At 69.0% G+C, this 25,976-nt stretch carries 24 protein-coding genes, 3 tRNA genes and 7 pseudogenes; 21 read left to right on the forward strand and 13 right to left on the reverse strand.

Annotated elements, in window-relative coordinates; translation table 11 throughout:
- Positions 1-268 precede the first annotated feature (268 nt).
- The 3 genes from QA802_RS14180 to QA802_RS14190 all read left to right on the forward strand — a co-directional run bounded on the left by QA802_RS14180 (position 269) and on the right by QA802_RS14190 (position 2,473).
- Entirely contained in the window at positions 269-541 is a 273-nt protein-coding gene (locus QA802_RS14180; protein WP_334522001.1) for a hypothetical protein, read from the forward strand.
- Positions 542-633: 92 nt separating this feature from the next.
- Positions 634-1,830, forward strand: a complete 1,197-nt coding sequence (locus tag QA802_RS14185; protein WP_334522002.1) for a N(5)-(carboxyethyl)ornithine synthase — start codon at positions 634-636, stop codon at positions 1,828-1,830.
- 127 nt (positions 1,831-1,957) lie between these two features.
- Positions 1,958-2,473, forward strand: coding sequence for a MarR family winged helix-turn-helix transcriptional regulator (locus tag QA802_RS14190; RefSeq protein WP_334522004.1), 516 nt, complete (start codon positions 1,958-1,960; stop codon positions 2,471-2,473).
- Positions 2,474-2,584: 111 nt separating this feature from the next.
- Here the strand turns inward: QA802_RS14190 and QA802_RS14195 are convergent, their stop codons facing one another.
- Together QA802_RS14195 and QA802_RS14200 are read right to left on the reverse strand one after the other, a co-directional pair.
- On the reverse strand, positions 2,585-3,781 hold the full coding sequence (locus tag QA802_RS14195; RefSeq protein ID WP_334519712.1) for an RNA-guided endonuclease InsQ/TnpB family protein: 1,197 nt from the start codon (positions 3,779-3,781) through the stop codon (positions 2,585-2,587).
- Between the two features lie 409 nt (positions 3,782-4,190).
- Positions 4,191-7,760: an ATP-binding protein gene (locus tag QA802_RS14200; RefSeq protein WP_334522006.1), complete on the reverse strand. Its 3,570-nt coding sequence runs from the start codon at positions 7,758-7,760 to the stop codon at positions 4,191-4,193.
- A gap of 405 nt (positions 7,761-8,165) precedes the next feature.
- On the opposite strand from QA802_RS14200, the gene QA802_RS14205 reads away from it, so the two are divergent.
- Entirely contained in the window at positions 8,166-8,591 is a 426-nt protein-coding gene (locus QA802_RS14205) for a Tat pathway signal protein (protein WP_334522008.1), read from the forward strand.
- Positions 8,592-9,336: 745 nt separating this feature from the next.
- Here the strand turns inward: QA802_RS14205 and QA802_RS14210 are convergent.
- Complete coding sequence (locus QA802_RS14210) at positions 9,337-9,696, reverse strand: acyl-CoA-like ligand-binding transcription factor (protein ID WP_334522010.1); 360 nt, start codon at positions 9,694-9,696, stop codon at positions 9,337-9,339.
- Here QA802_RS14210 and QA802_RS14215 point away from each other — a divergent pair.
- The 12 genes and pseudogenes from QA802_RS14215 to QA802_RS14260 all read left to right on the forward strand — a co-directional run.
- Positions 9,676-9,839 (forward strand): annotated as a pseudogene (locus tag QA802_RS14215) (alpha/beta fold hydrolase); the annotation flags it as partial. The gene QA802_RS14210 and the pseudogene QA802_RS14215 sit on opposite strands and share 21 nt — an antisense overlap.
- Before the next feature lie 25 nt (positions 9,840-9,864).
- Positions 9,865-10,449, forward strand: coding sequence for a GNAT family N-acetyltransferase (locus QA802_RS14220; RefSeq protein ID WP_334522013.1), 585 nt, complete (start codon positions 9,865-9,867; stop codon positions 10,447-10,449).
- 214 nt (positions 10,450-10,663) lie between these two features.
- Positions 10,664-10,879 (forward strand): transposase, encoded by a 216-nt coding sequence (locus QA802_RS41550; protein WP_443042279.1) that lies wholly within the window; start codon positions 10,664-10,666, stop codon positions 10,877-10,879.
- A gap of 36 nt (positions 10,880-10,915) precedes the next feature.
- Positions 10,916-11,062, forward strand: a complete 147-nt coding sequence (locus QA802_RS14230) for a hypothetical protein (protein WP_334522018.1) — start codon at positions 10,916-10,918, stop codon at positions 11,060-11,062.
- 22 nt (positions 11,063-11,084) lie between these two features.
- Positions 11,085-11,162: pseudogene (locus tag QA802_RS41555) on the forward strand (hypothetical protein); the annotation flags it as partial.
- Positions 11,163-11,299: 137 nt separating this feature from the next.
- Positions 11,300-11,464: pseudogene (locus QA802_RS41560) on the forward strand (DDE-type integrase/transposase/recombinase); the annotation flags it as partial.
- 99 nt (positions 11,465-11,563) lie between these two features.
- Positions 11,564-11,779: a type II toxin-antitoxin system VapB family antitoxin gene (locus tag QA802_RS14235; RefSeq protein ID WP_030043116.1), complete on the forward strand. Its 216-nt coding sequence runs from the start codon at positions 11,564-11,566 to the stop codon at positions 11,777-11,779.
- A complete protein-coding gene (locus QA802_RS14240) occupies positions 11,776-12,189 on the forward strand; it encodes a PIN domain nuclease (RefSeq protein ID WP_334522023.1) in 414 nt (137 codons plus the stop codon). The genes QA802_RS14235 and QA802_RS14240 overlap by 4 nt, the downstream gene beginning before the upstream one ends.
- A 521-nt stretch (positions 12,190-12,710) precedes the next feature.
- The gene (locus QA802_RS14245; RefSeq protein WP_334522028.1) at positions 12,711-13,205 is read left to right on the forward strand and encodes a MarR family winged helix-turn-helix transcriptional regulator; all 495 of its coding nucleotides are present in this window, start codon (positions 12,711-12,713) and stop codon (positions 13,203-13,205) included.
- Positions 13,206-13,360: 155 nt separating this feature from the next.
- Positions 13,361-13,978, forward strand: coding sequence for a DsbA family protein (locus QA802_RS14250; RefSeq protein ID WP_334522031.1), 618 nt, complete (start codon positions 13,361-13,363; stop codon positions 13,976-13,978).
- Positions 13,979-14,023: 45 nt separating this feature from the next.
- Positions 14,024-14,830, forward strand: a complete 807-nt coding sequence (locus QA802_RS14255; RefSeq protein WP_334522034.1) for an MBL fold metallo-hydrolase — start codon at positions 14,024-14,026, stop codon at positions 14,828-14,830.
- A gap of 2 nt (positions 14,831-14,832) precedes the next feature.
- Positions 14,833-15,243 carry a nuclear transport factor 2 family protein gene (locus tag QA802_RS14260; RefSeq protein WP_334534622.1) on the forward strand — a complete coding sequence of 137 codons (411 nt, stop codon included), beginning with the start codon at positions 14,833-14,835 and terminating at the stop codon, positions 15,241-15,243.
- A 682-nt stretch (positions 15,244-15,925) separates the two neighbouring features.
- Here the strand turns inward: QA802_RS14260 and QA802_RS14265 are convergent.
- From QA802_RS14265 to QA802_RS14275, 3 genes and pseudogenes are all read right to left on the reverse strand, one after another.
- Positions 15,926-16,228, reverse strand: a pseudogene (locus QA802_RS14265) (transposase); the annotation flags it as partial.
- 4 nt (positions 16,229-16,232) lie between these two features.
- A complete protein-coding gene (locus tag QA802_RS14270; RefSeq protein WP_443042057.1) occupies positions 16,233-17,594 on the reverse strand; it encodes an IS30 family transposase in 1,362 nt (453 codons plus the stop codon).
- A pseudogene (locus tag QA802_RS14275) lies at positions 17,507-18,622 on the reverse strand (IS3 family transposase). The gene QA802_RS14270 and the pseudogene QA802_RS14275 overlap by 88 nt, the downstream one beginning before the upstream one ends.
- A gap of 157 nt (positions 18,623-18,779) precedes the next feature.
- Here QA802_RS14275 and QA802_RS14280 point away from each other — a divergent pair.
- Positions 18,780-19,277 carry a hypothetical protein gene (locus QA802_RS14280; protein WP_334522037.1) on the forward strand — a complete coding sequence of 166 codons (498 nt, stop codon included), beginning with the start codon at positions 18,780-18,782 and terminating at the stop codon, positions 19,275-19,277.
- Positions 19,274-19,888 (forward strand): annotated as a pseudogene (locus QA802_RS14285) (TetR/AcrR family transcriptional regulator). The gene QA802_RS14280 and the pseudogene QA802_RS14285 overlap by 4 nt, the downstream one beginning before the upstream one ends.
- 86 nt (positions 19,889-19,974) lie before the next feature.
- Here QA802_RS14285 and QA802_RS14290 read toward each other — a convergent pair.
- The 4 genes and pseudogenes from QA802_RS14290 to QA802_RS14305 form a co-directional block, all read right to left on the reverse strand.
- Positions 19,975-20,445, reverse strand: a pseudogene (locus QA802_RS14290) (amidohydrolase family protein); the annotation flags it as partial.
- Positions 20,446-20,908: 463 nt separating this feature from the next.
- Positions 20,909-21,316, reverse strand: a complete 408-nt coding sequence (locus tag QA802_RS14295; RefSeq protein ID WP_334522040.1) for a PIN domain nuclease — start codon at positions 21,314-21,316, stop codon at positions 20,909-20,911.
- Positions 21,313-21,546, reverse strand: a complete 234-nt coding sequence (locus QA802_RS14300; protein ID WP_334522043.1) for a type II toxin-antitoxin system VapB family antitoxin — start codon at positions 21,544-21,546, stop codon at positions 21,313-21,315. The genes QA802_RS14295 and QA802_RS14300 overlap by 4 nt, the downstream gene beginning before the upstream one ends.
- A 259-nt stretch (positions 21,547-21,805) precedes the next feature.
- Positions 21,806-22,036, reverse strand: coding sequence for an XRE family transcriptional regulator (locus tag QA802_RS14305; RefSeq protein ID WP_443042108.1), 231 nt, complete (start codon positions 22,034-22,036; stop codon positions 21,806-21,808).
- An 88-nt stretch (positions 22,037-22,124) separates the two neighbouring features.
- On the opposite strand from QA802_RS14305, the gene QA802_RS14310 reads away from it, so the two are divergent.
- Complete coding sequence (locus tag QA802_RS14310; RefSeq protein WP_334522044.1) at positions 22,125-22,718, forward strand: discoidin domain-containing protein; 594 nt, start codon at positions 22,125-22,127, stop codon at positions 22,716-22,718.
- A gap of 632 nt (positions 22,719-23,350) precedes the next feature.
- Here QA802_RS14310 and QA802_RS14315 read toward each other — a convergent pair.
- The 3 genes from QA802_RS14315 to QA802_RS14325 form a co-directional block, all read right to left on the reverse strand.
- Positions 23,351-23,424 (reverse strand) — tRNA-Ile (locus QA802_RS14315).
- Positions 23,425-23,593: 169 nt separating this feature from the next.
- A tRNA-Asn gene (locus QA802_RS14320) sits at positions 23,594-23,666 on the reverse strand.
- A 5-nt stretch (positions 23,667-23,671) separates the two neighbouring features.
- Positions 23,672-23,744 (reverse strand) — tRNA-Asn (locus QA802_RS14325).
- A 156-nt stretch (positions 23,745-23,900) separates the two neighbouring features.
- Here QA802_RS14325 and QA802_RS14330 point away from each other — a divergent pair.
- The gene (locus tag QA802_RS14330; protein WP_057574869.1) at positions 23,901-24,206 is read left to right on the forward strand and encodes a hypothetical protein; all 306 of its coding nucleotides are present in this window, start codon (positions 23,901-23,903) and stop codon (positions 24,204-24,206) included.
- A gap of 71 nt (positions 24,207-24,277) precedes the next feature.
- On the forward strand, positions 24,278-25,732 hold the full coding sequence (locus QA802_RS14335) for a xylulokinase (RefSeq protein WP_334522046.1): 1,455 nt from the start codon (positions 24,278-24,280) through the stop codon (positions 25,730-25,732).
- Positions 25,733-25,976 lie beyond the last annotated feature (244 nt).

Consider the following 25,976-nt stretch of genomic DNA (forward strand, 5'->3'; position numbering starts at 1 on the left):
GTGCGCGGGGGGAGTACGGTTGCGGCACTGAGCGCATCTCGCACGCCGTCACCCGTTTCGGCGTCGCCCTCGGAGAACGGCACAGGCCGGCGCCCATCGGGATCCGGCCGGAAGAGAGCCGCACCATGCCTTTTGGCTCGTACAGCCACGCCCCGTCGCGCGTCAGGTCCCGCGCGGCGCGATAGCGGAATTCCCCGGATGCCGGGATGCCTCCGAGGCATCCCGGCATCCGGCGTACGCCCCCAACCGATCAAGAGGATGCGGACGCATGTATTCACAGGACTCGATCTCCGGCCACCGCCGCGGCCGCCCCGAACCGACCCCGGAGATGCTCTCCGGGCTGGTTTGCCTCATCTGCACGACCGACTACCGCGACGCACCCGACACGGAGGCGGTGGTGGTTTCCCACCGCGACGGCAGGCAGCTTCTCGCCTGTCGCGGAACGTGCGCCCGCATGGCGTGCGGTGCGGTCGGCGGTCTGGACGAGACGCCGCTGCCGCTGGCCGAGCGCGTCCGCGGGCACCGGTCCGGCGGATCCTGACCCGTACCCCGGGCAGCCACGGCAAGCGCGGCACGAACGACGCCGGCGACGCGAACCATATGAACCACATGCAGAACATGACGAGGAAACGAATGAGCCTGTTGAGTCTCGGAGTACTCGCCTCCTCCCACAAGGAGAACGAGTTTCGCCTGCCGCTGCACCCCGCCCACCTGCACCGGATCGCCTCGGACGTACGCGAAAGGATCTTCCTCGAACAGGGCTACGGCGAGCGGTTCGGCGTCGCCGACGACGCGCTGCGACCGCTCGTGGCGGGACTACGCTCCCGCGAGCGGCTCCTCGACGAGTGCGACGTGCTGCTGCTGCCCAAGCCCCTGCCCGACGACGTCGCCGCGCTGAGCCGGGGCCAGGTGCTGTGGGGATGGCCGCACTGTGTACAGGACGCGAGGATGACGCAGCTCGCCATCGACCGTCAGGTGACGCTCATCGCCTGGGAGGCCATGAACCACTGGACGTCCACGGGCGCCTTCAGCGTCCATGTGTTCCACAAGAACAACGAGCTCGCGGGCTACTGCTCGGTGCTGCACGCCCTGCAACTCGGCGGGCTGACCGGCAGCTACGGGCGGCGTCTGCGCGCCGTGGTCATCAGTTTCGGCGCCACGGCGCGCGGAGCGGTCACGGGCCTCGGCGCCATGGGAGTCTCCGACGTCACGGTGCTCACCCAGCGCGCCGCGGCGGCGGTGGCCTCACCGATGCCGTCGGTCGTGATGAACCACTTCCAGGAGCAGGAGGACGATCCCTCGCGCCTCCAGGCACTCACCCCGGCCGGACCCGTGCCGCTCGCGGAGTATCTGGCCGGTTTCGACATCGTCGTCAACTGCGTCCGGCAGGACACCGACGCGCCGCTGACCTTCGTCACCGACGAGGAACTCGCCCTGTTCCGGCCGGGCTCCTTCTTCGTCGACGTCTCCTGCGACGAGGGCATGGGATTCTCCTGGGCCCGTCCGACCACCTTCAGCGAGCCGATGCCCACGGTGGGGCCGGGCTGCCACTACTACGGGGTGGATCACAGCCCGTCCCACCTGTGGAACTCGGCCACGTGGGAGATCAGCGAGGCTCTCCTCCCCTACCTGCGCAAGGTCATGAGCGGCCCCGCGGCCTGGGAGGCCGACCCCACGGTCGGCAAGGCCGTCGAGATCCGCGACGGCGTCGTCCTGAACCCCAAGATCCTCTCTTTCCAGCACCGCTCGGCCTCCTACCCCCACACCCCCGAGATCCCACCCCCGGCCGCCGCCCCGGTGCCGCGCTCCGCCACCCGGCCGGCGGCCTGACGCAGCGGGGACGCGGCTGCGCCGTAGCCGGAAACGGGCCGTACGGGGGGAATCCGGTCCGCACGACGGGAATGGCGGTAGCCTACAATTAACTATCCATGGAAGATGATTCTTCGGAAGACGAGTGATGGCTGACGCTGACCTGAAGTCGCTGTACCGGGAGCTGGTCTCGCTGGAGATCGAGCTGTGGGACGGCATCGAGGGGCGGTTGAAGGCCGAGTACGACCTGCCGCTGACCTCGTTCGAGGTGCTGCACCTGCTGCTGCGGCAGCCCGGGCGGCGGATCCAGGACATCGCGGAGAAGTTCTCGATCACAGTGGGCGGCACGAGCAAGGTCGTCGACCGCCTGGAGACGGCCGGCCTGTGCGAGCGGCGGGCCAACCCGAACGACCGCCGCTCCTCGATCGTCGAGCTGACACCCAAGGGGCGCAAGCTGGTGGACGGGGCGCTGAAGGTCTTCGAGGAGGAGCTGGAACTGCGCATCGGGTCGGTGATCCCCGAGCAGTCCGTACGCGAGGTGACCGCGGTCCTCAGCACGCTACGGGCAGCCGGACGCGCCCTGGACGCGGAGCGGAGGGCCGCCGCGCAGACGCCCCTACCGGCTGCGCGGGCGCCGAAGCAGCCCGGCCGCCCCGCATCGTGAGCCGGCGCCGCCCGGACCCGCTGCTTGGTCCACACAGGTGCCGCGTGGACAGGCCGACGGCAGACAGGTGGACAAGCACTTGACGCTCCCCTCCCTGAAGGGAGGAGATTCTTACGGCTCGCGCCGTGAGACTTCCTGTTTCATCGCCGACTGCCCGCCCGGAGTACTCCGTTGAGGTCTTACACCGGCTCCACAGGCCGACACCGCCCGTCCGGCGGCCAGCAGGTTCTTCGCCGCGTTCACGTCCCGGTCGTGGGTCGTGCCACAGCTGTCGCACGTCCACATGCGGACGTGCAGCGGCATCTTCTCCTGGAGGGCGCCGCAAGCGGAGCACAGCCTGGACGAGGGGAAGAAGCGGTCCACCGCGATCACTTCCCGCCCGTGCCAGGCGGCCTTGTACTCCAGCATGCTCCGGAACTGCGACCACGCCGCGTCGCTGACGGCGCGGGCCAGGGTCCGGTTCTTGACCATGTTGCGCACGGTCAGGTCCTCGATCACGATCGTTTGGTTCTCACGAACGAGTCGAGTGGTCAGCTTGTGCAGCCCGTCACGGCGACGGTCGGCGATACGGGCATGGATCCTGGCGACCTTGCGCGCCGCCTCGGCGCGATTCGCCGACCCCTTGGCCTTCTTCGCCAGACGACGCTGGGCCAGGGCGAGGCGGGAACGGTCCTTGCGCTCGTGCCTGGGGTTGGCGACCTTCTCGCCGGTGGAGAGCGTCAGGAGGTGATCGAGGCCGACGTCCACGCCGACGGCGGCATCGCTCACGGGCAGCGGCTTGAGCGTCGGGTCGTCGCACAGCATCGAGACGTGCCAGCGCCCGGCTGCGTCCTGGGAGACGGTCACCGTGGACGGCTCGGCGCCCTGCGGGAGCGGCCGGGACCACACGACGTCGAGCGGCTCACGCATCTTGGCGAGCGTCAGTTCGCCGTCGCGGAAGCGGAAACCGCTGGTGGTGTACTCGGCGGACTTGCGGGACTTCTTCTTCGACTTGAAGCGCGGGTACTTCGCCCGCTTGCCGAAGAAGTGGGTGAACGCGGCTTGCAGATGGCGCAGGCATTGCTGGAGCGGCACGGAAGAGACCTCGTTGAGGAACGCCAGTTCCTCGGTCTTCTTCCACGCCGTCAGCATGGCCGACGTCTGGTTGTAGTTCACCCGCTCCTGCCGCGTCCATGCCTGTGTGCGGGCGGCGAGGGCCATGTTGTAGACCTTGCGGACACAGCCGAACGTGCGCGACAGCTCTGCCGCCTGCTCGTCCGTGGGATAGAAGCGGTACTTGAACGCCCGCTTCACCTGCGTCGTGGTCACTCTCACAAACTAGCGTTACGTCAGGTGAAGCTCAAACCCGCTGGTCAGAGCGCGGTCTTTCGCCCAGGAGGCGAAACCCCGCATCTTGCCCTGCTCCGCAGGAGTCCGTTTCCTCTCCGCCCTGAAGGACGGAGTATCCACGGAGGTTCCCGATGAAGCTCGCTCCAGACGGCACTGACGATCTTGGTCGTGAATCCGTCATGCCGACGAGCACTGCGAGATCCTCGGTCCGGCGAGTGCCACTCGAGCGGGAACGCGCAGGCGCCCGGGGTGAGAAATCCTCATGTCCGTTCTCGCAGGCCGACACACGTGTGCTTCCGGCGGCCGATCTCCCGACGCCGAGACGGACAAACCCGGCGAGTAACCCCTGGGGGACTCGCTCCAGCGGAGCGTGTGCCATCCGGGAGTCTCAGATTCCGGGTGTGATGCCGGTTGTCAGAGGCGGAGTTCGGGCGGCGATGCGGTCGTGTTCTTGATCGGCCAGTGCGGACAGGGCCGTTGCCCCGCAGCCAGTGAACAATGCTCTCGCTCGTTCCAGCTGCGCGAGTCCTTCGGGCCGGCGGTCGAGGCCGGACAGTGCGATGCCCGCCGTCAGCCGGGCTGTGGCTTCATAGAGTGGCATTCGAGCTGCGCAGAACGCGGCAGCGGCCTCGCACGCAGCCTCTGCCGCAGCCGCGTCTTCCCTTGCGAGGTGTACCTCGGCGCGGGCCAGCAGAGCGAAGCCGAGCTGTCCGGGCGGTCTGTCGGGGCTCACAGCGGATGCTGCGCGGCCGGCCCACATCTCGGCAGCCACCACGTCGCCCCGGGCCAGTTCCGCACCAGTCAACAGCCGCAACCACACTGTGCGCACGGGTGCTTCGAACGCTGACATCTCAGGGCCACCACCCGCTTCGATCACCCTGCGGACGCAGCCCGCCGGATCACCGGTGAACAGCAACGCATTGCCGAGCATTCCGAGGATCGCCGACCGGTACTGGGTCGGTTCGGGGCCGGCCTGCGAAAGCGACTCCTCGCAAATCTTGAGTGCTCCGGCGAAGTCTCCCCGCCACATCGAGACCGCCGCGTTCACCGCCTCGGCCAGCGAGCGTGGCTCGTTGCTGCCGACGAGCGATGCCGCCTCCAGTGCGTCGTCGGCGTACTTTGCTGCCTCGTCCAGACGCCCGCGCCACATCAGTACGTATGCGGAGGCAGCGAAGAGATCGGCGAGCATGAGGCTTTGGCCGGTACGACGGGAAAGGTCCAGGCCCTGACCGAGGTGCCGGAGCGCGGCGTCGTAGTGTCCCAGGAACATTTCCGTCCAGCCGATCGTGACAAGGGTGTCGATCTGGTCGACCAGTTGCTGGTCATCGGCTTCGTCGACTACTTCCAGTACCAGGTCCAGGTAGTCGGTCGATCGGACGGAGTCCCCGGCCAAGGTATGCGCCAGTGCCAGCAGACTCCGGACAGCGGTGATCCGCCAAAGGTCGCCGATGCTTTCTGCCGAGTGCAGCGCGCGTTCGCCCCAACCGATGGCCGTGGGGAAGTCGGCTGTGCGAAGCGCCACCGTCGCGACCCCCATCTGCAGAGCGGCGGTCTCGGATTCCGGCCGGTCGTCGTGGTCCGCCAGTTCCCGAAGCAGCAGCGACGTCGCCTTCTTGTAACGGCCGAGCTTCCACTCCACCGTGGCTCGGGAGACGGTCAGCCGAGCCCGCTGAGCCCGTGCCTGCGCAGACGGGAGAGTAGCGGTCGTGCGCAGGACGTCGCGGCTTTCCAGCAGTCGTCCGGCCATGCCCAGCGCATCGGCCTGTTGGAGCCACAGTTCGGGCCGCAGCCGACTCTGCTCACCGAGCAACCGCAAGGCTTCCTGCGTCCAGTGCGCGGCAGCGGCCGATGCGATCGTCATCACCTGACGGGCGGCCCGTACCAGTACGTCAACGGCATGTTCGTCTCCCACCCGCGCCGAACGCTGAACGTGCGACGCCTGGGCGGTCAGCGGTGCGCCGTGCAGCGCCAGGCCATGCGCGGCCCGGGTATGCGCCTCGATCCGCCAGCCGGCGCCCGCCCCCTGGTACACCGCTGCCCGCACCAGCGGATGGCGGAACCGGAATCGGCGCGTGGAGCCGATCTGGCGTACGAGGTCCCGTTCCGCGACCTCGTCCAGGGCGGCAAGGGCCTGTGCCTCACCGGTCCGGGCCACGACTGCAACCATCTCGGCTTCGAAGGAGTCACCGAGCACCGCGGCCGCCTGCGTACAGGCCCTCGCAGTGGCCGACAGACCTCCCAGCTCCTCCAGCAGTGCGGCACGCACCGGTTGCGGCAGATCGTCGGCGACAGGCACCGCGTCGGCCGGGACCACCGACGGGCTTTCGTTCCCGGCGCTTCGGGCCAGCGCCTCCAGGTAGAACGGGTTGCCGCCGCTGGCCTCGTACAGCCGTCGGAAGCGCCAGTGATCCGGCCTGGCCCCGCACAGTTCCGCTCCCTCGGCCGGTGACAGCGGCCCCAGCTCGACCCTGGCCACACTTCCCTCCGTTCCGGCCCGGGCCAGTGCCGCGGCCAGTCGCGTCGGAGCCTGACGGGGACGGTAGGCGAGGGCGAGGAACAGCGGTGTCCTCGGCGGGTGCCGTACCAGATGGTCGATCAGCTCGGCTGTACCGTCATCCGCCCACTGCAGGTCGTCCAGGCTGAGCACGAGCCCGCCGTCGGCACTCAGCGCCTCCAGCAACGTCCGCACCGCCCGGTGGAACCAGTACCGTTCGACCGTCACCGGCTCCAGCCCGGCCGCGAACCGGTCACGGAGTGCGGGGAAGACCGTACTCAGCAGCGCGAACGCGCCAGGCAGTGATCCATCGTGCCGGAGCCGAAGGAAGTCCACACGGCCGAGGTGGTCGTCCAAGGCGTCCACGAACGCACCGTACGGAGCCCGGTCGAACTCCACGCTGCGGCCGGCCAGGGTCACGAAACCGCGTGATCTCGCCCGCTCGCCCAGTTCGCCGAGCAGCCGTGTCTTTCCGATGCCCGGCTCCCCGACCACCTCGACCACCGCTGGCGCACCGGCCAGGGCATCCTCTATCGCACGGTCGAGAACCGCCAACTCCGCAGCCCGCCCGACGAGGTGGCTCCCCGTCCTGGGGGGCCGCGGTGTCGGCGGGCCGGGCAGGTCGGCGCCGTCCCGTGGGGTTCCCACCGGCGGGGGCGTGGGTGACGGGCCCGGCCCGAGAGCGGGTGCGGATCCCGGAGCGCGTCCGGCGGCGGGGCCGGCGGCTGAGACGTTCAGTGCGGGGTCGGTGGTGAGGATCTGCTGGTGCAGTTGCCGCAGCGGGAGGCCGGGGTCACAGCCGAGTTCTTCGGCCAGCAGCAGCCGGATCTGCTGGTAGCGGTTGAGGGCATCGGCCGGGCGACCGCAGCGGTACAGGGTGAGGATGAACTGGCCTGCCAGTCGTTCGTCCAGTGGGTGCGTCTCGACCCGCGACGACAACTCGGACAACAGTCCGCTGTGGTGACCGCAGCGGAGCCGGACGTCGGTGTGGTCCAGTTCGACCGAGACCCGTTCTTGGCCGACCGCGTCGCGGACGGCGTTGATCCAAGGGGTGTCCAGACCCGCGAAGGCATCTCCCCGCCAGAGGCCGAGTGCCTGCCCGAACAGGGTTGCAGCCTGCTCGTCCTGCTCGTTCCGCGCGGCCTCGCGGGCCCGTGCGGCAACGTCACGGAAACGGTGCAGATCCACTGCCGCTGCCTCGACGTCGAGGACATACCCACCGGAACGGCGGACGATATCCGCCCCCTGGGCGACGGCCATTGCCTGCCGCAGACGGGAGACATAGCCGTAGACCGTGTTCCGGGCCCGCTGCGGAGGACAGTCGGCCCAGACGCGCTCGACGAGCTGGTCCACCGAAACCACCTGGTTGGCGTCCACCAGCAGCACTGCGAGCACACACCGCTGACGGGCATGGCCCAGATCGACGATCCGGCCGTCCACCCGCGCCTCGACGCTGCCGAGCACACCGAACTCAACTGTCACAGCACGCCCCCGAGTCTCTGATCTCACTCTGGCATAACACCTTCGACCAGCCAATTCAACGTTCTCTCAAGGTTCGCCGACGGTCGGCCGAGCATCTTGGTCCAGGACAGGAAACAGCGCCACGAAGAACCCGGAGGCCCTGCTCGGCAAGCGTTCAGCCGCACAGCGACATGCCGCGCCCGACGAGCGGGCAGTCAGCGAGCCGGGGGCGCGGAGTGGCGCCTCCGCACTAATCACCCCGGATACGCACGCAACTGGCGGCAGAACGCAGGCCGTCGCACTGAACGCACTCCCGGGGTGCGAGCAGCACAGCCCTTGGGGCTCTGTTCCGTCGTCCACCCAGTGGATCCGTTCCCAGTCACACCATCGACATCCAGGAGGACCGCCATGGTCAATGGCATCACGCTCAAGAGCGTTCAGAAGAAGCTCGCGGTCGCGGCCGCCGCCGCAGGCCTGGTCATGGCCTTCTCCGGCCAGGCTCAGGCCGCGAGCTATCAGCAGAGCACGTCCAACGGCTGCGCCTCCGTCAACGGCTCCTACGACTACTGGCAGGTCACGACGGGCTACGACACCAACTGGAACTTCACGATCTGGGACAACTGCGCAGACGGCAAGGGCGCGGGGCTCTACACCACCTACCAGAAGTGGGAGAACGGAGGGTGGAACTACCACAGCTACACCAAGCTCGGTTCGGACAGCAACGGTGCCAACAGCACCCCCGGCTACGCGAACGGCAACGGACACAACGTCCGCGACGTGAAGCTGTACGTCTGCTTCGTCGGTGACGCCAATTCCTGCGTGTCGCTGTTCTAGCGTTCCCGGGAGTCGGTCCGGGTGGGCCCCCGGCATTCGCCGGCGACAGCCCGCGGGGGCAGGGAGGGCGCGGCTGAAGTGCGCAGAGGCGCCGAGCCCCTGGTGTACGGAGATGGCGTGAACGCCACGGCACCGGAGGAGGGGGCCTGTGTGCCAGCGGGCAGCAGCTCAATCTCTGCCACCGGATCCGGGCAGCACACCCGCCCCCTCGTGGCGCCCGTTCTCCTCCTCATGGAGAACGGGCGCACCGGGCTGCTCGGCCGCCTCTTCCCGTCACAGTCCGCGGAGACCGAGGTCACCACTCCCGCAGACCTACACGGTGAGGGGGTTCGGATGGCCGATCGCAAGGGCCGCTGCTGGTCATCTGTGCCACCGGTCGGCAAGGTGGCGCGACCGCACAGCGCCTGCTCAAGTGTGGCCGGCCGGTCAGGACCCTGGCGCTGGCGTGAATCCGGTTCACTGCTCCGTCAGGGCGATGCGTGCGGCAGGCGCCGGCCCCGTCGTCGGCGACCCGGCCGATCCGACGTCACTCCCCGATGCCGCTGATCGCGGTACGCGACATCGGCGCGTTCGCCGCCGCGATCGCGGTCGAACTGGCCCGAGCACTTCCCCGGCCGGACCCTCGAGACCGCCGGGGGCCTCACGCCTCGGCCATCGCCGGGTCAGGAGCCGTCGGCCTGGTGCCTGCGGACGCGCTCGGCCAGCGGGGGGCGTCGCTTCAGGTGAGTGCTCGGAGGAGTCCTTCTCATGCGTCCGGGGCGGTATCGACGATGTCATCGCCGAAGGCGGCAGCGAGCGCCTTCGCGATCAGGTCGGGCAGCTCGGTCCGTCCGTCGCCTTCGGCCCAGCGCACCAATGCCGTGTGCATGGCGGCTAGGCAGGCACTGGCCGCCGCGTGTGCGAGGAACGCCGTGTCGGGATCGGTGGCATCGCCCCCGAGGGCGTCGACGATCGCATGCTGAAGGGCGTAGTGGTTATCCAGGTGCTTGGCCCGCAAGGCCGGCGTCGAGATCATGAGCCGCAGGCGGGCGAGCAGGAACTGCTCGCCCGCCGTCAGATCGTCTCCGTGGCCGCCGCTGGTCAACGACGTGGCCGAATCGTGCACGCTCGGCGGCAGGTGGAGCCCGTGCCGCGCCTGATACCGGGACCCGGGCCGAGATCATCTCCGACACCGGCCACGGACCACAGATCGACCACGCCGAGGAGATCAACCGCCGGATGCTGGTCTTCATGGCCTCGATCGACTGACGGGTGCCGTGTGACTCTAGCTCCCATGAGTGACTGGAGCCCGGCAGCCGAGGAGCTGCAGACCGCCCGGCTGTCGCTGCGGCGTCCGACCCAAGGTGATGTTGAAGCGATCTTTGGGATCCATCGCGATCCCCGGACCTGCGCGCACAATCCTTCCGACGCGCTCGCGCGGTTGGAGGACGCGCAGGAGCTCTATCGACGCTGGGACAATCAATGGCGGCAGTACGGATACGGGTACTGGGTCATCCTGTGTCACGACTCAGACCAACAACTGGGGTTCTGCGGCATCAAGCCCATGGAACTTCACGACATGGAGGTCCTCAACCTCTTCTACCGCTTCGCCACCTCGGCCTGGGGTCAGGGTTTCGCCGGCGAAGCCGCCACCAAGGTCACAGCTTGGGCCTCCCTCCACGTGCCCGCCCGTCCACTGATCGCCAGGATTCGACCAGCCAACATCGCTTCCCAGCGTGTGGCGATCCGTGCCGGTCTGACTCGGGCGGAACACCTCGACGTCATCGGATCTGACGGCCTCGACTGGATATACACGGCGAGGCCGCTTGCCTCCTCCACAGGAGAAGTCATCAGCGATCAGGGGCCCTTCGTAGGCTGAGGAGATGACTTGCCCCCGAGAGTTCGCGCCCCCGGTGGGAAAAGGGATGCCGTCCATGTCGCTCATCAAGCAGGGCCAGCCGCGGCTTGAAGCTTCCCCTTGATCGTGGACACCTGGAGACCGGGACGTGAGAGCCCAGAGGAAGCAGTGCCAGGTGGGAAGCAAGTACACGAATCGCTACTCGGACGAGTACAAGCGGGACGCGATCGAGCTCGTGCGGTCGTCGGGCCGGACGGTGACCGAGGTCGCCCGGGAGATCGGGGTCGGTTCGGAGTCGTTGCGGGGCTGGGTGAAGAAGGCCAGCGCTGCCCAGGACACCGGATCGGTCCCCGCCGCCACAAGTCGGCCTTCATCTCGTCCGACATCCCCGGCCGACCCAGTCTCGCCACGTAAACCGTTCTCAACCAGCACTGTTGCTCCGACCGGTTGAATCTAAAACCGCCTTCTTCGCGTAGGAGAGCGACCGGTGAGCGAGACATGCCGGTTTATCCACGCGGAGAAGGCGAACTGCACGGTCGTGCTGCTGTGCAAGGTGATGAAGACGGCCCGCTCTACGTACTACGCGTGGGTGGCCGGCGCCGAAGCCCGCGAGGCGAGGCGGGGGGGCGGATGAGGCCCTGGCGCACGCGATCACGGTGTTCCACATCGCATCCCGGCGCAACTACGGCGTCCCGCGCGTTACCGCCGAACTGCGCCGGCGAGGCCGACCGGTCAACCGCGAGCGGGTGGCACGGGTCATGCGGGAACACGGCATCGCCGGGAACAGCCGGCGCACCGGCCGCCGCAGCCTGACCAAGGCCGCCCCGTCGCCGGACCTGATCGGCGGGACTTCACCGCCACCCGCCCCGGAACGAAGATCGTCGGTGACATCACCTACATCCCCACGGCCGAGGGCCGGCTCTACCTCGCCTCGTGGCTGGACCTGGCCACGCGCGAGGTCATCGGGTACTCGATGGCCGACCGCCATCGCGCTGAACTCGTCGTCGACGCCCTCGACACGGCTGCCGCAAGTCCACAGATCTCAGAAACAGACCACCCAGGGGTGCGCGAGCCCATCAATATACAATCGATCATGTATATTGATATACGCCGCAGTGTGCATGAGGAGGCCATCTTGAGCCGCACCGTGATCGACCTCGACGACGAGGCACTGGAAGAAGCCGCCAAGGAACTCGGCACCACCACCAAGCGCGACACCATCAACACCGCCCTGCGCGAGGTCACCGCCCGCTACCGGCGTCTGCGCGCGCTCGAAGACGCCCGGCAACTGGTGACCGACGGAGCCCTGGACATCGACGTTCTCCTGGACAAGAACCAGTACCGGCCGTGACCGTCGCCGACTACCTCATCGACACCTCCGCCCTCGCCCGCGTCCTGCTCCGCCAGACCACAACCGAGTGGGACGACAGGATCGGCGCCGGCCTCGTCGCGATCTGCGACATCACGGAACTCGAGGTCCTCTACTCCGCCCGCGCAGCCGCGGACCGCGCACGACTGAAGGCTGCACTCGACGCCCACTACGTGTGGTGCCCCATGCCTGACGCCATCTACCGCCGCTCCCGCACCGTCCAGGAACAACTGACCACCAAAGGGGAACACCGCAGCGCGGGCCCCGTCGATCTCCTGGTGGCCGCCGCCGCGGAAGAAGCAGGCCTCACCCTGCTCCACTTCGACCGCGACTTCGAAACCATTGCTCGCACGACGGGGCAGCCGGTCCGCGTGATCGACCTCAGGCAGTAGAGTCCGCGCGGTCGCACGGACGGGCGTCAAGCCTCTCGCCGACCACCCACCCGAAGGCGGTATCGCGGCGACGCCCCCACTGCCGGACGGCCCTCGTTCCGCACCTCGCGCCCGCCCCACGGACTGAGCCGCCCCGCCGACACCCGGTCCGGGGGCACGGCACGCGCGGGTGAACTGCCGTACCCACCCGCCGTATTTCGTCGATCACTTGTCGGTGGTCGCGCCACCGAGCGCAACGCCGGGGTCGCACGTCAGGAGTACCGGCAGGCCACGGTCCCGGCTCAGCTGTCGACCGCTGTTGGTTACTGGTAGGCCGGTCGCGCTCGCCGCTATTCGTCATCACCTGATGACCACCGGGTGACCGCCCTTCACCCTCTACTTCGGCGACTTCAAGGGCGGCCCGACACCCGGCCGGCTCAGCCTGCACCCCGGGGCGTAGCGCCTCGTGTCCATGGTCGCACCGACCCTCCAAGGCATGATCGGTACGGTGGCACCGGGACGACCAGAGGGGCGACGCGACCGTGGGCGAGCAGACGGAGATCACGACGGCGAAACAGGCCGCGGACCACGAGCTGATCCTGGCCTTCGGCCGACTGCAGGGCGCGGCCAACCGGCTGGAGTACATCCTCGGCCGGGCGCTCGAGGTGGAGTGCGGCATCAGCCACCTGATGTTCGAGGTGCTGCTGATCCTCGGCCGGGCGGGCGAGCCGGGACTCTCCATGCGGGCCATCGCCCAGGAGCAGGTCCTGACCACGGGCGGCGCCACCCGGCTGGTGGACCGGATGGAGGCGGCCGAACTGGTCGAGCGGGCAGCGGATCCAGGCGACCGGCGCGCGCGACTGGTCCGGCTGACCGCATTGGGCGAGGAGACCGTCGTACGCGCGTCCCGGGTCCATCTGGAGAACATCAAGCGGTACCTCGTGGACCCCCTGCCCGCAGCGGACCGGAAGCGGTTCTCGGAGGATCTCCGTATCCTCAGCCACACGGCCCGGGACCTGCTACCCCGCCTGCCCTGACCTGCGGAGCGGCAGCACCGTTGGTGTGATGACGTTGCCGGCCACGCCCATGTGCTCACCTCACACGAACCTTGAAATATCTGATGTGTCAGATACTGTTCTGTCAGGTGAATCGCTCGCAACCGGCGAGCGCGCATCCCTTGCCGAGGTCCTCGATGAAGATCGTCTACGTCTTCGACGCCTATTGCGGCTGGTCGCACGGGTTCTCCGGAACACTGAGCGAGGTCGCCTCCCGTCACCCCGAACTGCCGGTCGAGGTCGTCTCCGGCGGCCTGTTCACCGGGTCGCGCCGGGTACCCGTCCGCGAGTTCGGCTATGTCCAGGGCGCGAACGCCAAGATCGCCGAGCTGACCGGCGCCGAGTTCGGCGAGGCGTATGAGCGGCTGATCGCCGACGGCTCCTTCGTGATGGACTCGGAGGCTGCCGCGCGCGGTGTCGCCGCCCTGCGCCAGGCTGCACCGGCCCGCGCGGCGGAGCTGGCGATCGCCCTGCAGCGGGCCTTCTACGTCGAAGGCCTGAGCCTGTCCGAGGGGGCCACCTACCGGAAGGTCGCCGAGGAGGCCGGACTGAATGCCGACGCCGTGGTCACCGCCTTCGAGGGATCCGAGGTTCGGGTGGCGGCGGGCTCCGACTTCCACCGGTCCGCCTCGCTGGGCGTCACCGGCTTCCCCACACTGCTGGCCGTCGACGGCGACTCCGTCACTGCCGTGGCCCACGGCCACGGCACCGCCGACGAGATCGACCAGCGGCTCGCGGCGCTCCCCAACCACTGACCCTCCCGCTCCCCACCTCCTCCCCCTCCCCACAAGGAGTCATCGATGAGCACCCTCTCCTTCAAGATCCTCGACCTGGACTTCCCGGCCGGCAGCAAGAACAAGACCGCCACCCTCGTCACCGGCGAGCATGAGGCCCTCCTGGTCGACGCCGCCTTCACCCGCGCCGACGGCCACCGTCTCGCCGCCGAGATCCTCGACTCCGGCAAGAAGCTCACCACCGTCTTCGTCAGCCACGCCGATCCCGACTTCTACTTCGGCGCCGAAGTCATCGCCGACGCCTTCCCCGACGCGACCTTCGTCGCCACCCCGATCGTCATCGAGCACATCCAGCACTCCTACGAGGGCAAGCTCAAGGCGTGGGCCGCGCTCGGCCCGAACCTGCCCACCCGGCTGGTCGACCTCACTCCGCTGACCGGCGACCTCACCCTGGAGGGCCACCGCTTCGAGCTCAAGGGCGGCCCGGCCGCGCTGCCGGACCGCCACTACCTGTGGCAGGCCGAGCACCGCGCCCTCCTCGGCGGCGTCCTCCTCTTCCAGCAGGAGCACGTCTGGGTCGCCGACACCCCCACCCCCGGTGACCGTGCCGCGTGGATCGACCTGCTGGACGAAATGGCCGCCCTGCAGCCGGAGTTGGCCGTCCCCGGCCACCGCCTGCCCGCCACCCCGGCCGACGCCTCCGCCATCACCGCCACCCGCGCGTACCTTCTGGCCTTCGAGGAGGAGCTTGCTACGGCGGCCGACGGTGCGACGCTGACTGAGGCGCTGGTCAAGCGTTACCCCGACAACGGCATGCTGATCGCCGCCCAGATCGGCGCGAAGGTTGCCAAGGGAGAAATGAAGTGGGGCTGACCATGGCCGAGTTCGCGACTTCCACCGCCCCCGCCGATGTCGTACGGCGTCAGTACCTGGCGTCTGCGACAGGTGACTTGGAGGCGCTTCGGGCCACCCTCGCCCCCGACGTCGAGTGGACGGAGATGGCCGGCTTCCCCCTCGCCGGCACCTACCGCACCCCCGACGGCGTCACGTCCCACGTGATGGAGAAGCTCGGCCAGGACTGGGACAGCTGGACCGCCCACGACGACACCTACGTCGTCGACGGCGAGAACGTCGTCGTCCTCGCCCGCTACACCGCGACCAACAAGGCCACCGGCAAGCCGATCGACATCCGCGTCGCCCACCATTTCGTGGTGCGCGGTGGGCTCATCGTCCGCTTCGAGCAGTTCGTCGACACCGCCCTCGTCCGCGAGGCGATGGCCGGCTGAGCGGTTCGGATCGGGGCGTCGGCCACACGGGGTGTGGGCGACTCGCCTTCGGTAACGACGCCCGGATCAACCGCGTGGACGAACCGGACGAGCATGTCTGACGGCCGAACGGCCAGGTGGGCCATCTCTTTGGGCGGCCTGCGCACCGAGAGCGGGCCGCTGTTCCCTTGACCGGTACGCGGAATATAAGCACCGAGCCGGAAGCGACGGTCGGACTCCTCACCCCGCACCGGGCCGTGGTGACGAAGAAGCGGTTGTCGCCGGGATGCGGGCACACCGACGTGGGGTGCAGGCACGGACGGTCACGGTGTGGAGCAGGGGGCCGTCGGGGATGCGATCGGCTCCCCTCCGACTGCAGCGGGCTCGCGGTCAGGCCGGCGGGACGCAGCCGCGTCCACGGCACTCGCGGGGATGTCGGTGGAGGGCGACAGCGGTCCCGGATTCAGCGAAGGCACGGGCAGTGGCCAGGCCCATTCCGGAGCCGACACCGGTGACGAAGGCGACCTGGCTGCCGGCCCGGTTCTCTGCCGGCAGCCCCGTGGACCACAGCCCATGCCGCGCAACCAGCGGATGAAGCACCTCGGAGACACCGTCGGCCTGGACACCACCGCGCCGTCCCGGCCCCTGTACGGCCCCTGGGTCTTGGCATCGCCGGGCCTTGACCCGGAATCTTGGACACGGGCTATGCGGCTTGGGCCAGGGTAGTTGATGTTGTGTCGAGTGCTGTCTCGTAGGCGATGGGACTGCGTTGTCCGAGGCGGGAATGACGGCGTCGGGTGTTGTAGCGGTTGAGCCAGCGGAACGCGTCGAGACGGGCCTCGCGTTCGCTGGACCAGTGCTTTCGGCCCTGAAGCGTCTCGCGTTTGAACGTCGCGTTGAAGGACTCGGCGAGCGCGTTGTCCGCCGAGCTGCCGATCGCGCTCATGGACTGGCGGACGCCGGCCTGGCGGCAGGCGTCGGCGAAGGCCCGGCTGGTGTACTGGGCGAGTTCAACCAGTCGTTGCAACACAGGGCTGTTGCAGCGAGCGTAGCTGCTCTTCGAAGACCTCGGCCGGTGTCCGCCAACCGAGTACCTTGCGGGGCCGGTTGTTGATCGCCATGGCGACGGCTTCGAGGTCCGTGGACGACCAACGGGAGAGATCAGTGCCCTTCGGGAAGTACTGACGCAGCAGCCCGTTCGTGTTCTCGTTTGTCGGTCGTTGCCAGGGCGAGTGCGGATCGGCGAAGAACACCTTTGTCCCGGTATCGAGAGCGAACTGGGCATGACCGGAGAGTTCCTTCCCGCGGTCCCAGGTGAGGGTCTTGCGTAACTGCTCGGGCAGCGGTGCCATCGACGTGGTGAGCGCCGCGTTCATCGCGATCGCGCCATAGCCCCCGAGCGAGGGGCCGTTCTTCACGGGCGGCCTCTCGCCCCAGCCCTCAAGCCGGGGCAGGTGCACCAGGAGCGTGGAGCGGCTGCTGCGCTCGACAAGCGTGCCGATCGCGGAGCGGCCCGTCCCGATGATCAAATCGCCTTCCCAGTGTCCGGGGACCGCGCGGTCCCCGGCCTCGGCGGGGCGTTCACTGAGGATGACGTCCGCGGTGACATGCCCCTGCGGCTTGTTCTGCGACCGTGCACGGGGAACCCGCAGCGCCCGGCCGGTGCGCAGACACATGACCAGTTCCCGCTTGAGCGCGCCACGGCCCTCGATGAACAGCGCCTGGTAGATCGCTTCGTGGCTGATGCGCATGGACTCATCATCGGGGAAGTCGACACGGAGCCGGTGCGAGATCTGCTCCGGGCTCCATGCCGTCGCCCAACGCCTGTCCTGCCGATGCGGCTTGTTCAGCCCCTTCCACCCAGGCGTCTCAGGCCCGGTGACGATCATGCCGTCGGGGCGACGGACGCTGCCGGCGAGCCGCTCCTGCACGTACTCTCGCAACCTGTCGTCGCCTGCGAGCTTCGCGGTCTTCGGGCGCTTCGCAGCCTGCTGCGCTTTCCACTGCGCCACCAGAGCCCGGTAGACCGGTTTGCCGCCCCGGGTCGCCGCGTTGCGGCGCAGCTCGCGTGAGATCGTGCCCGCGTCGCGGCCGATCCTGCGAGCGATCTCCCGCACGCCGAACTCCTGGGCGCGCAGCAGCGCGATCTCCTCACGCTCGGCGAACGACAGATAGCGGCCGGTGGGCTCGTCCAGGCTGATCGGCGGCATCCCGCCAGCGTGACGGAACCACCGGGTTGCGACCGGCCATGAAACGCCAACAGCCACCGCGGCCTCTGCCGTCGTCACTCCCGACGCGATCCGCCGCCAGAAGTGGCGCTGCACCGCACGAGACGGCTCCGGCCGACCCGGTGAACGCATCGGCGGTCGCATCGCCCGATCCGCCGCCCACTGCCGTCGCGCTCCCGCAGGCGCCTTTGGCACCTTCTGCTTCCGGTCTCGTCCCATCGCATACCTCCGTGATCAAGGTGTTGCGACGACCAGTTGAATCCGCCCTGGGCTCCGTGGTCGGTGTGCATGACCGCCCCGGAGAGGCTGCCGCGGGTCCGTTCGGCGGCGGACAGGGCGTCGGTGACGAGGTCGGTGCGCATGTGGTCCGCGATCGCCCAGCCGGCCAGGCGGCGTGAGGCGAGGTCGATGACGGTGGCCAAATACAGGAACTTCCCGCCGTCCAGAGGGAGATAGGTGATGTCACCGACGTACTTCGTGTTCGGCTCGCTTGCCGTGAAGTCGCGGCCGATGAGGTCCGGGGCCTTCGCCGCGGCCGGGTCCGCAACAGTGCTGCGGTGTCTGCGGCGCAAGCGCATGCCCGCCAGACCGGCACCCCGCATCACCCGCGCGATCCGCTTGTGGTTGACGCGCTCGCCCGCCTCGCGGAGCTCGGCCGTGATTCTGGGGACGCCGTAGGCGCCGTCCGACTCGCGGTGCACGGCCCGTATCCGGGCGGCGAGGCGGGCGTCGGCCGCCTGCCGGGCGGCCCGGTCCGCGGCCGTCGCCCGCCAGTAGTAGAAGCTGGAGCGGGCGATGCCCAGGATGATGCACAGCCGCTTCACGCCGTAACGGCGCTGATGGTCAGCGACGAACTGGAAGCGGTTCACCAGCGCGTCTCCCCGGCGAAATACTTCGCCGCCTTCCGCAGGATCTCGCGCTCTTCCTCCAGCTCACGGACCTTCTTCCGCAGAGCGGCGTTCTCCGCCTCCAACAGCGTCGGCGGCTCGGTCGGCACCTCCGCCCGGCGCCCCCGGGGCCGGCTCGCACCGGCTGCCCGGACCCCGTTTGCGCAGGGTCTCGGGGTTGATCCCCAGATCGGCGGCGACCTGCCTGATCGTCGCCTCGGGCCGCGACTGGTACAGCGCGACCGCGTCCGCCTTGAACTGCGACGGATAGTTCTTCATGACCACGAGATGTCCGTTCTCAGATCCTCAGGATCAAGTGTCTCGTGTGTCCAGGATCAAGGGTCAAGGCCCAAGGTCATGCTGTCCCGGCCTTTGGCGACCGTCCTGTCACGCAGCAGCAGCCGAAGGTCTGAGAGTCACGAAGGTCAGGTAGAACATACGAGTGAACGTACTGTGCTGCGCCGCCTGCGGGCTCGGTCTGACCGAGCCCGTCCGGCGCATCGACGAGATGCCCGAATACCCCGGCTGGGACGGCAGGCCCGACGCGGAGGGACGACGACACGGCCCAGCGAGCGTGCCGCGCGGCGTCTACGTGGTCGATCCGCTGCCGTTCGGGGCGCCGTTCGAACCGTGCGAGGACGAGGACGAGGACGCGTACGACGGAATCGTGCCAGGCGGGATGTGGATGTCCGACGAACGGGGCTTCCTTGTCTCCGCCGGGCCGTACGGCACGTACGTCCTGCACCCGCTCGACGTCATCGACCTCGGCTTTCACCCCGACACCTCGCGCATCAGTGGTTGCTGTGGCCTGAGTCCGTACTACGGAGTCAATCGCGTCTGCTCGTGCGGAGCCGAGGTCGCCATCACGGCCTCCGACTGCTCGAGCGGCTACGAGACCCGGCTCGTCCCGGACGCCGTCCGCGTGGAGTCCGCCCCATGAGCACCCATCATGGCAACACCGCACCGCCCCGCGAGGACGTACTCGCCACGGCCATGGAGATGATCGCCGAGCGCGGTCTGGAGAAGCTCACCATGGCAGCACTCGGTCTTGAGGTCGGCATGAGCAGCGGCCATCTCCTCTACTACTTCCACTCCAAGGACGAGTTACCGCTGCGCACCTGGAATAGAGCGAGGGGCGGCTCGGCACCGAGCGCGGGCGGCTGCTCGTACGGGCATCGTCAGCCCGCGAACGGCTCGACGTGTACGTCGGCCTGTACGTCCCCGACGGCCATCGCGACCCGCACTGGACCGCTGGAGGTCTGGAACCGCTCGAAGAGCGCCGCCGCCGACGCGGACGCCCGCGAGCGCCAAGCCGCCACCGAGGGCGCCTGGCACCGCGACCTCGTCGCGCTGCTCACCGAGGGCATCTCTCACAGCGAGTTCCGCCCCATCGAGCCCGACCGCTTCGCCGCCCGGCTGCGCGCCCTCCTGGACGGCTTCTCCATCCACGTGGCCATCGGCCTGCGCGGCACGGGCCGCGAGCAAGTCATGGCATACGTACGAGAGTTCCTGGACGAGTCGCTCGCACTCCCGGCCGTCGTGGAGGGGTGAGGAGACAGCCAGGCGGCTGCCTCGCTGGTCCGGCTCCGGGCCACCCGGCCGTCAACCGGCCGCGCCTTCACTGCCCCGGTGCACCACATACCCCCCCCGGTGACGGTCAACCGCACCGGCGCCTCCGCCAGTTCATCCGCCGGCGTCTCAACCGGATCCAGGGTCAGAGCCGTCAGGTCGGCACGGTGGCCGAGGGCGATACGGCCCGCCGTCTCGGTCTCTCCCGCCGCCCGTGCCGCGTGGGTCGTGCAGCCTTCCAGCGCCTCCAACCCCGTCAAGTCCCGCCCGTGTCGCGCAGGTCGCACAGACGCCAGGCGTGCCCGGCGCGGACGGTGCCCAGGCGGAGGGACCACTCGTCCGTGCCGTCGACCCGCGTGTACGCGGTGTGTGCGGTGGGCTGCATGGACGCGGCCGCCCTCAGCTCCGCGAAACGGGGGGCAGTTCGTCCGGCGACTTTTCGATGTGCTCGATCCGGTGCCGCCCGCGCGCGGCCCCAGACCCGCCGCCACGTCCAGAACGTGCCGTACCGCCGCGTCACCGATGGCGTGCGTGGCCGTCCTCTCAGAGGCTCGAGTCTCCATTCGACCCGGACCGGTTCACCGCCCCGGCACCCTTCGCGCTCCCAGCCGCCGCACTCACTCCAGCGGCGACGGAGGCGGCCCCGACCAAGCGAGCGCGACATCCGCGAGATCGACGTCGCCCCCCGTCATCACCTTTCCGAACAGCCACACCAGCCGCGTCGCCCCAGGGCTGTAGCCGCCTCGGCCAACCAGTGCGCCCCGCCCGGGTCCCGCTGTGTCGTGTCAAGGATGATGGCCAGCAGGCATAGTCCGGAGATCACCAGCGTCGCGGTGAGGATGCTCATCCAGTCCCTACGGAACTGCAGCCCCTGTACCAGATGCGTGCGCATACGTAGACAGCGATCCGCTGTTCCCGGTTGGGCCAGGCCGGCACATCCCCACTTGGCACATCGATCAGCGAGAGGTCAACAGGCGTACAACGTGAACCGGCGCCAAGAGATCAGCCTCGTACGTCTCGCTGCTGAACTTCCTTGAGCACTCCGGCCACCGTCGCGAAGTCGTTGTCCACATGGAGGACGGTGTGCCCGTGGTGGACCGCAGTCGCACACACCAACAGGTCAATCGCTCCTGCCGCGCGATGCTGGCCGCGCTGGGTCAGTTTGTACTGGGCAGTGTCGACCCAACGCCAGGCGCTCTTGGGAACGGGAGAGAGCAGGCAGAGCGCGTCCAGTTCCTCCGCGAGCTCGTCCCGGTGAGACGGGCTGGTTGCTGAGTAGAGAAATTCGGCGCGTGTCGGCTCACAGAGGTGAAACACCCCGGCTGCGATGTGCCCCTCCCACGGTGGCAGTGCCCCGGGGGTTCGGAACAGGTGCCACAGGGCGGAGGTGTCCAGCAGGTAGGTGATCACTCGAAGGCCTCGCGTCGGGCACGCTTGCCTGCGTCATGCGCCGCCGCGGCCTGCTCGAATTCCCCACGCGCGCCGCGCGCGGCCAGCTTCTCGGCGGCATCAAGGCGCTTGATCCGGGCCACGTAGTCCCGCAGGGCCCCGTTGACCGTCTCCTTCTTCGTCGTAACACCCATCAGCCGCATGGCCTCGGTGAGTGCCTCGTCATCGAGATCAATCTGAGTGACGGACATCGAGCACCTCCAACATTCATAATGTATGCCATCAAGATACATCACCAACATTGGAGTGACCACCGCTGAGAACCGCCCGCCGGGGGTGGTGGGGCGAAGTGCGCACTTCGGCTGAGGCGATAGAACCTTCGCGCAGCGGATTCCCTTACCAACGCGATGATGCTCCGCCCCGGGTACCGGTGTGAAGCATCATCGCTGACTTCAGGAGGCGACTTTGTCCACCGGACTGCGCATGAACCCGGGCCGTATGTCGATCGGGTCAGCCGAGGACGTAGGTCTCGTCACCGAAGCCAGCGACGATCTTCAGCTTGCCGCCGAGCGCCTTGACGTAGGCAGCGAGGGTGTCGACCTCAGTGCGCTCCAGTTGACCCTTCTCAATGCGTGAGACACGGGCCTGGGTGACACCCATAGCTTCGGCAACCTGGACCTGCGTGGCGTGCTGCCGCTTCCGCAACTCGGCGAGGCCGCGCACACAGGAGGCCAGAACCATAGCCTGCCCCTGGCCGCCACGGGCCGGGTCGCCGTCACCAAGGCACCTGCGTACCGGCGCCGTGAATCCCTCGCCCTACTGCGCGTTCATGACCACCGGCTGGAACGGCCAGCTCACCGACGTGGCCTTCCGCAACCCCGACGGCTCCATCGCGCTCATCGTCCACAACGAGAACGACGACCCGCGCACCTTCACCGTCACCGTCGGCGACCAGTCCTTCGACTACTCCCTGCCCGGCGGCGCCCTGGCAACCTTCACCTGGCCGAAGTCGCAAGACCTGACCAGCCGACTGCACGCGGTCCCGCTGGACGGCGCCACTGCCACCTCCCAGCCCACCGGACAAGACGCGGCAGGCCTGGCCATCGACGCCGATGCCTCGACCCGCTGGTCCAGCGGACAGGGACAGGAAGCCGGCCAGTACCTGCAGATCGACCTCGGCAAGAACACGTCGTTCCGTCGCCTCGCGATCGACAGCGGCGACAACCTCGGCGACTACGCACGCCAGTGGCAGCTCTCCGTCAGTAACGACAAGACCACCTGGCGGACCGCGGCCACCGGAACCGGCACGGGACAGCTCACCAACGTCGACCTGCCGCTCACCCGCGCCCGCTACCTCCGGGTCACAGCGACCGGCACGGCCGGCAACTGGTGGAGCCTCGCGGACATCCGGCTCTACCGCTGACCGCTGACCTTTAAGCGGCTCCCGCGCTTCGGGATCACTGCGCGGAACCGCTGCGGCAGACAGCAGCCCTTGCCGCCGAGGTTCGATGGCAGGCACCGCACCCGAAGCCGGCCCACGCCCGGCCGTCCTCGCTGACGGCCGGGCGTGGGCCGGCTTCGCCGGACACCAAGATGGCCTACAGCAATCCAGACCGCCCCCTGACCAGATGATCAGCAACAACGGACCGACGGCGTCGAATGCGGCCTCACCTCTTGGGGCAGTTTTCCCCACCCCTGGACGTCATCACAGATCGAGCGACGCGAGGGCGACGGTGTCTCCACAGGGCAATGGCAGCCACTGCCGCGCAACCGGCAATTGGGACAACGCATCGCCCGTAGACACCGTCACCTGGACACGACCGCGCCGCCCCGGCCCCTGTACGGCCCCTGGGTTTTACCGTCGGCATCAAGGCAGCCGCCCGGCCCCCGAGCGGCGGCCTCGATCACCTACTCCGCCGCAGGTCAGACGGGTTGGAGCGCCCTCGACCACCGCCGGACTCCAAACCCACGAGCAGCGGATTCAGTCCGTTCAGGCACAGTTGACGATCCGACACCCAAAAACGAACGTTTCAGCAGGTCAGAAGCCTGCTCAGGTGGGGCGGGTGGGACTCGAACCCACGGCCGACGGATTATGAGTCCGCTGCTCTAACCGGCTGAGCTACCGCCCCATAGCGGCGTGTCGCGTACATGTGTGCGCGCCGTCTGCCGCAGCATAGCCGCTCATACGATCTCACGCTCCGGCTGGTGGACCTTGCCCGCCCAGGAGGACTTGGGCCCTGGCCTGCACGGTTCCCGCCGACATGAAAAAGGACCCCCAGGGGGTCCTCGTTCACGATGCTCCCCCGACTGGACTCGAACCAGTAACCTGCCGGTTAACAGCCGGCTGCTCTGCCAATTGAGCTACAGGGGACCGAGCTCCCCCGACTGGACTCGAACCAGTAACCTGCCGGTTAACAGCCGGCTGCTCTGCCAATTGAGCTACAGGGGAATGCCTCGTCGCATCGAACGTGCCTAGCTGGGTATTCGCCAGGAAGCGCTCGCTCGCTGCGACACATACATTAGCGCAAGCAGGGGGGTGCTCCGCCAATCGGTTCCCCCGGCGCCGGTGTCGCGCCAGGGACCTACTCGAGGAAGGGTGGCCGTCATGCGCTACAAGCTCACGTTCGTCGTCGGACTGGCTGTCGGTTACGTACTGGGCACGCGTGCCGGGCGCGAGCGCTACGAGCAGCTGAAGAAGTCGGCGCGGCAGGTCGCCCAGAACCCCGCCGTGCGCAACACCGCCGAGACCGCCGCCCACCAGGGCCGCCAGTACGCGGGCAAGGCGTATCACGCGGTCAGCGACAAGGTCGGCGACCGGATGCCGGAGTCGGTGGCGGGCCGGGTGCGCTCGCTGCGCGACCGCAACGTCAACGGCGCGGGCGGCGACGACTGGGGCACCAGCAACACCTGACGACGCTCCTGTGACGCCCCCGAGGTGACCGACGGCGGCATCCGGGCCCGGCGTGCGGCAGAATTTTCGCCATGGGGATAGTCGCCGGGTTGGACAGTTCGCCCGATTTCACTCGTATCGTCGTCTGCGACGCGGACACCGGAGCCGTGCTCCGGCAGGGATACGCGCCACATCCGGTGGAAGGCGCCGAGGGCGGCGGCCGGCCGTCCGACGTCGACCCGCAGGCCTGGCTGCTGTCCCTGGGCGAGGCCGCGGGGGGCGGGCTGCTCGAAGGCGTGCAGGCCATCGGGGTCTCGGCGCAGCAGAACGCGGTCGTGCCGCTGGACTCGCAGGGCAACACGGTGCGGCCGGCGATGGTCGGCGGGGACAAGCGGGCGCAGGTCGCGGCGGCCGACCTGGTCGACGCGCTCGGCGGGCGCGAGGCGTGGGCGCAGGCGGTGGGGTGCGTGCCCCAGGCGGCGCAGCCGGTGACCAAGCTGCGCTGGCTGGCGAAGAGCGAGCCGGAGGCCGCCGCACGGAGCGCGGTGCTGCTGCAGGCGCACGACTGGCTGGTGTGGCAGCTGCTGGGGCGGCCGGTGCGCCGGACCACCGACCGCGGCGGGGCCTCCGGCACCGGGTACTGGTCGGCCGCCACCGGCGGTTACCGGCCGGATCTGGTCGAGCTGGCGCTCGGCCACCAGGCGATGCTGCCCGAGGTGATCGGGCCGTCCGACGCGGCCGGCACGACTCCGGAGGGGCTGCTGATCTCCGCCGGGACCGGCGAGACGATGGCGGCGGCGCTCGGGCTCGGGCTGGGGATGGGCGACGCGGTGGTGTCGCTCGGGGCCTCCGGGTCCGTGATGGCGGTGCACCCCGAGGCGCTCGTCGACCAGAGCGGGATGATCACCTCGCTGGCCGACGCGACCGGCATGCATCTGCCCGTCGTCACCACGTTGAACGCCGTACGGACCCTGCGGGGTGCGGCCGAGCTGGTCGGGGCGCCCGATCTGGACGCGCTGTCGGATCTTGCGATGAAGTCGACGCCGGGATCGCACGGGCTGGTCATGCTGCCGTACCTGGAGGGCGAGCGGACGCCGAACCTGCCGCACACCGCCGGCACGCTGGCCGGGCTGCGGCGCGAGTCGATGAAGCCGGAGCACTTCGCGCGGGCCGCGTTCGAGGGCATGCTGTGCGGGCTCGCGGACGCGCTGGACGTGCTGCGCGGCCGGGGCGTGGACGTGCGGCGGGTCTTCCTGCTGGGGGCGGCGGCCGAGCTGCCGGCGGTGCAGTCGGCGGCGCCGGCGCTGTTCGGGGCGCAGATCGTGGTGCCGCAGCCGGCCGACTACGCGGCGATCGGGGCGGCCCGGCAGGCCGCGTGGGCGCTCGGGGCCTCGCAGGGCACGCTCGACCCGCGGACGCCGCCGGCCTGGCAGGGGGCGGCGGCGCAGGTCCTCGACCCGGGTGAGGACCTGGCCGTGGGGCAGGCGGTGCGGCAGCAGTTCGTGTCGGTGCGGGAACAGACCCACCCGGGTGCGTTCCGGGCGTGAGCGGGGAAAGCGAACCGGGTGGGCGATGAAGGGCGCTGCGGGCAGGCGAAGGCGGGCCCGCGGCGGGCGGGCAGGCGGAGGCGGACCCGCGGAGGGCGGGCAGGCGGAGGCGGGAAAGGGCCGGCAAAAACACTGCTGTCGGCTTAATCGGTTGAGGTAACACGGGTGGGGTGGCACACGATAGGGGCCAGGGGCAACCAATGCCCTCCCGGCTACCCCATGCCCTCCCGCCCACTCCGAGAGA

Source organism: Streptomyces sp. B21-105 (genome assembly GCF_036898465.1).
Classification (GTDB): domain Bacteria; phylum Actinomycetota; class Actinomycetes; order Streptomycetales; family Streptomycetaceae; genus Streptomyces.

Coding starts and splice junctions, on each gene's coding strand:
- QA802_RS14180 (WP_334522001.1), top strand. CDS start 269: ATGTATTCACAGGACTCGATCTCCGGCCACCGCCGCGGCCGCCCCGAA.
- QA802_RS14185 (WP_334522002.1), top strand. CDS start 634: ATGAGCCTGTTGAGTCTCGGAGTACTCGCCTCCTCCCACAAGGAGAAC.
- QA802_RS14190 (WP_334522004.1), top strand. CDS start 1,958: ATGGCTGACGCTGACCTGAAGTCGCTGTACCGGGAGCTGGTCTCGCTG.
- QA802_RS14205 (WP_334522008.1), top strand. CDS start 8,166: ATGGTCAATGGCATCACGCTCAAGAGCGTTCAGAAGAAGCTCGCGGTC.
- QA802_RS14220 (WP_334522013.1), top strand. CDS start 9,865: ATGAGTGACTGGAGCCCGGCAGCCGAGGAGCTGCAGACCGCCCGGCTG.
- QA802_RS14250 (WP_334522031.1), top strand. CDS start 13,361: ATGAAGATCGTCTACGTCTTCGACGCCTATTGCGGCTGGTCGCACGGG.
- QA802_RS14255 (WP_334522034.1), top strand. CDS start 14,024: ATGAGCACCCTCTCCTTCAAGATCCTCGACCTGGACTTCCCGGCCGGC.
- QA802_RS14260 (WP_334534622.1), top strand. CDS start 14,833: ATGGCCGAGTTCGCGACTTCCACCGCCCCCGCCGATGTCGTACGGCGT.
- QA802_RS14270 (WP_443042057.1), bottom strand. CDS start 17,594: ATGCGACCGCCGATGCGTTCACCGGGTCGGCCGGAGCCGTCTCGTGCG.
- QA802_RS14300 (WP_334522043.1), bottom strand. CDS start 21,546: ATGTCCGTCACTCAGATTGATCTCGATGACGAGGCACTCACCGAGGCC.
- QA802_RS14305 (WP_443042108.1), bottom strand. CDS start 22,036: ATGGTTCTGGCCTCCTGTGTGCGCGGCCTCGCCGAGTTGCGGAAGCGG.
- QA802_RS14310 (WP_334522044.1), top strand. CDS start 22,125: ATGACCACCGGCTGGAACGGCCAGCTCACCGACGTGGCCTTCCGCAAC.
- QA802_RS14330 (WP_057574869.1), top strand. CDS start 23,901: ATGCGCTACAAGCTCACGTTCGTCGTCGGACTGGCTGTCGGTTACGTA.
- QA802_RS14335 (WP_334522046.1), top strand. CDS start 24,278: ATGGGGATAGTCGCCGGGTTGGACAGTTCGCCCGATTTCACTCGTATC.